The 4,350-nt window shown below is 70.8% G+C and carries 4 protein-coding genes; 2 read left to right on the forward strand and 2 right to left on the reverse strand.

From position 1 onward, the window contains the following. Positions 1–172 precede the first annotated feature (172 nt). On the reverse strand, positions 173–1,234 hold the full coding sequence (gene rsmH / locus HKK72_RS36660; RefSeq protein WP_187238988.1) for a 16S rRNA (cytosine(1402)-N(4))-methyltransferase RsmH: 1,062 nt from the start codon (positions 1,232–1,234) through the stop codon (positions 173–175). Between the two features lie 344 nt (positions 1,235–1,578). Next, a complete protein-coding gene (gene mraZ / locus HKK72_RS36665) occupies positions 1,579–2,010 on the reverse strand; it encodes a division/cell wall cluster transcriptional repressor MraZ (RefSeq protein WP_187238989.1) in 432 nt (143 codons plus the stop codon). Between the two features lie 470 nt (positions 2,011–2,480). Between mraZ and HKK72_RS36670 the strand changes: the two genes are divergently transcribed. Both HKK72_RS36670 and HKK72_RS36675 read left to right on the forward strand, forming a co-directional pair. Beyond that, complete coding sequence (locus tag HKK72_RS36670) at positions 2,481–3,464, forward strand: MoxR family ATPase (RefSeq protein ID WP_315987629.1); 984 nt, start codon at positions 2,481–2,483, stop codon at positions 3,462–3,464. Positions 3,465–3,558: 94 nt separating this feature from the next. Further along, positions 3,559–4,350 (forward strand): DUF58 domain-containing protein (locus HKK72_RS36675; RefSeq protein WP_187238990.1); only part of this gene is annotated, 792 nt, incomplete at its 3' end.

The raw sequence follows: 4,350 nt of genomic DNA on the forward strand, positions 1-4,350 counted from the left end.
TGGGCGCCGGCCGCCGGCTTGGTCTCACGCGGCTGCGGGGCGGCCGTCTTCGGCCGGGCGTCCGGGCGTGCGGGGCCCCCCGGAGCCGGCCGCGTTCCCGTCGTGGCCTTCCCGGCCTTGGTGTCCTCTGGGCGCCCCCGCCCGGACCTCGGCGAACGCGTGGTCGTCGTGGTCATGCCGTGCCTCCTCGTTCCCTCGCCCGCGGGCCCCTCGGCGCGGCGCGCTCACGCGCCTCGCCCATGGGCCCGCTCCCCGTTTCCCGGATCCGCTCGGCGGCGCGCAGGCGCGCCGACGCGGCTCGCGGATTTGTCGTCGTCTCGTCGTCTGCGGGCTGCTCGGCGCCGCGGGTGAGCAGCCGGAACCTGGGCTCGCGGTCCGGAAGCGGCACCGGCAGACCCGGCGGTGTCGTGTCGGCCGCGGCGGCGGCGAACACGCGTTTGGTGATCCGGTCTTCGAGGGAGTGATAGGAGAGAACGGCCACGCGCCCGCCCACGGACAGTGCGTCCATGGCGGCGGGCAGCGCGCGCTCCCAGATGCTCAGTTCGGCGTTCACCTCGATGCGCAGCGCCTGGAAGGTACGCTTCGCCGGGTTTCCCCCGGTACGTCGGGTCGCAGCCGGTATCGCGGTGCGGACCACGTCGGCGAGCCGTCGCGTGTACGTGAAGGGCTCCCGCCCGCGCTCTCGCACGATCGCCGCGGCGACGCGGCGCGCGTAACGCTCCTCCCCGTACACCCGAAGGATGCGCGCGAGGTCCTCGGCGGTGTAGGTGTTCACCACCTCGGCCGCGGTCACCCCTCGCGTCTGGTCCATTCGCATGTCCAGTGGGGCGTCGTGGGAGTAGGCGAATCCGCGCTCGGCCTCGTCGAGCTGCGGGGAGGACACGCCCAGGTCGAAGAGCACGGCCTGCACCGTGTCGATGCCCAGATCGGAGAGCACCTGGGGCAGCTCGTCGTAGACGGCGTGGGCGAGGGTGACGCGGTCGCCGAAGGCGGCGAGCCGCGCACGGGAACGTTCGAGCGCGGTGGTGTCGCGGTCCAGGCCCACGAGCCGGAGCCGTGGATGCGCCTGGAGCATCGCCTCGGCGTGACCGCCGAGGCCCAGTGTCGCGTCGACGTACACGGGGGCGCGTCCACCGGGGCCGGGGTCGGCCAGCGCGGGAGCCAGCAGCGACATGACGCGACCGAGCATGACCGGTACGTGACCGGACCTGGCCGTGTTGTCGTCACTGTGCATCTCGTCACCCCCTGGTGGCGCCACCGCTCGCGGACTGTGGCTGCTTCCCCGCTCGCCTGCGGACCGGCTCTGAGGCGATGGCTTCCCTCGTCGCGTGCTCGCTCGTCCCTCGCTCCGCGCGCTCCTCAGTCCAGCCATCACCGCCGCCCCTCGGCTCGCTCAAGGGTCGCCGGTCGCCGGAGGCCTCGCCCGGCCAGGTCCCCATCCGCTGCCCTGAGGAAGTCCCCGCGAGGATGCGGGGTGCCACCTGGCGCCGGGGAAGCTGCGCCAGCTGACGCGGAGAGCGGGTGGAGACCTGGCCGAACGTGGGCCGGCTCCGGTCGTGAGACCGACGACTCGAACCGTCATAGAACCCCGGGCAACACCTCCTCCGACAGGTCGGAGAACTGCTGCTCCTGCTGTTCGAGATAGGTGTCCCAGGCCTGGGAGTCCCAGATCTCCAAACGCGTGTTGGCCCCTATCACGGCGCAGTCCCTCGTCAGCGCCGCGTAGTTGCGCAGTGCCGCCGGAATCGTGATCCGCCCCTGCTTGTCCGGAACCTCATCGGACGCGCTGGCGAAGAAGACCCGGCTGTAGTCCCGCACGGCCTTCGCGGTGACCGGCGCGGTGCGAAGCGCCTCGGTGATGCGCTGGAACTCCGCCATGGGGAAGACGTACAGGCAGCGTTCCTGGCCCTTTGTGATCACCAATCCCCCCGACAGCTCCTCGCGGTACTTGGCCGGCAGGAAAAGTCGTCCCTTTTCGTCGAGGCGCGGTGAATGGGTACCGAGAAACACCGGCCCCACCTCCCGTGCCCCGTGGAGCACTACCGCCCTCCACGGCGCACCACTGTACTCCACTCTTCCCCACCGTCAACTGTCAAAACACCCGTCTCAGCCCGCGTCGTCCAGCGAAAGCACAGGTCAGCCGCGGTGGAGCGGAATGGAGCGGCGCACAGCGGCCATGACGTAGCGCACTGTGTCAAGCGGCCGAGCTGAGTGGAAATCGTCCTCGTTCCACGTCCGGGGAGTGACAGGGACGCCGGTGCGGCAGAGTGGTGCAGCAAAATGACCCCGGGAGAAGTGACTTCATGGACCCCCCGCACCACGCCCGCCGGACCGACGCGCCAACATCGCTAACGAACGTCCGACGACGTACTGTCGGTAAGGCACACAAAGTGGGTGACATCGCTCGGCTCGCTACGAGGACGGATGGCGACATGAGGGCGAATAACGACCGCGGCCGCTTGAGCGGCTGAGGAGGGTTAGTGGCAGTAAGCACGCAAGGCGACATCGGCCGTGGGCTGGACGGGCTGGCGGAGGTCGCGAGCAAGATCCGTGGGGCCATCGAATCGGTCATCGAAGGCAAGCCGGACGTCGTACGGCTGGCGCTCACGGTCCTGCTGGCGGAGGGGCATCTGCTGATCGAGGATGTGCCGGGGGTCGGCAAGACGATGCTCGCCAAGGCCCTCGCCCGATCGGTCGACTGCTCGGTACGGCGGGTGCAGTTCACCCCGGACCTCCTGCCCAGCGACATCACCGGGGTCAGCGCCTACAACCAGGAACTGCGGGAGTTCGAGTTCAAGCCGGGCCCGGTGTTCGCCAACATCGTCGTCGGCGACGAGATCAACCGCGCTTCGCCCAAGACGCAGTCGGCCCTGCTGGAGTGCATGGAGGAGCGTCAGGTCACCGTCGACGGCACCACGTACGTCCTCGAACGCCCGTTCATGGTGGTGGCCACCCAGAACCCCGTGGAGATGGAGGGCACCTACCCCCTGCCCGAGGCACAGCGGGATCGGTTCACCGCGCGGATCTCGATGGGCTACCCGGACCCCGGCGCCGAGCTGGAGATGCTCGACGTGCACGGGCAGTCCTCACCGCTCGACGGGCTCGTGCCCGTGGCCTATGCCAGCGATGTCCGCGACCTCATCGAGGTCGTCCGGCGGGTGCACGTCGCCACCCCGGTGAAGCACTACGCGATCGACCTGGTCACGGCCACCCGTAACCACCCGGAACTGCGTCTCGGCGCCTCTCCCCGGGCCACCCTGCACCTCGTCCGGGCCGCACGGGCGCACGCCGCGCTGAACGACCGGGACTACGTGCTGCCCGACGACCTGCAGGAGCTCGCGGTCCCGGTGCTCGCGCACCGGCTGCTGCCCAGTTCGGAGGCCCAGGTGGAGCGCCGGTTGCCGGAGCAGGTCGTCGCCGATCTCGTCGATCGCGTACCGGTACCGGACGGCCGGCGCGGCTGACTCGCGCATCGAGGGTGAGCGCGCCCGCGCCGCCCGCGGGACAAGACAGTGCCGGCCGCGAGGTCAGTAGGTCGGCCCGATCCTGGACAAGAGGATGAAGAGGACAATCGCCGCCCTCACCACACGAGGCCGATCCTTCGCCGCCGCCGGTGTGACGGCGATCCTGTGCGCGTTCCTCCTCGGCGAACGGGACCTGCTCAGAGCCGGCGTGCTCGTCCTCGCGCTGCCGCTGCTCTCGGCCGTCACCGTCTCCAGGACCCGCTATCGCCTCGCCTGCGCCCGGCGGCTCGGCCCGTGCCGGCTGTCGGTCGGCCATGAGGCGCAGGTCGACCTGCGCCTGGAGAACGTGTCGCGGCTGCCGACCGGACTGCTGCTGGTCGAGGACCGGGTGCCGTACGCCCTGGGCGCCCAGGCCCGGTTCGTGCTGGATCGCATCGAGCCGCACGGCGCTCGCGAGCTCACCTACCGGGTCCGCTCCGACGTGCGGGGCCGGTACAAGGTGGGTCCGCTGTCGGTCCGGCTCGCCGACCCCTTCGGGCTGGTCGAGCTTGACCGGTCGTTCAGCCTCTCGGACACGCTCACGGTGACGCCCGCGCTGGTCCCCCTGCCGCGCGGCCGGGTGTCCGGGGCCTGGACGGGCAGCGGGGAGAGCCGGGCCCGTACGGTGTCCAGCACCGGCGACGACGACATCGCCCCACGCGAGTACCGGCAGGGTGATGACCTGCGGCGCGTGCACTGGCGCTCGACCGCGCGTTATGGCGAGCTCATGGTGCGGCGTGAAGAGCAGCACTGGCAGAGCAGCGGCAGCGTGTTCCTGGACACCCGGCGTCGCGTGCACCGGGGTGAGGGGCCGGCCTCCTCCTTCGAGCAGGCGGTGTCGGTGACC

This window comes from Actinomadura sp. HBU206391 (assembly GCF_014323665.1).
Taxonomy (GTDB): Bacteria; Actinomycetota; Actinomycetes; order Streptosporangiales; family Streptosporangiaceae; genus Actinomadura_C.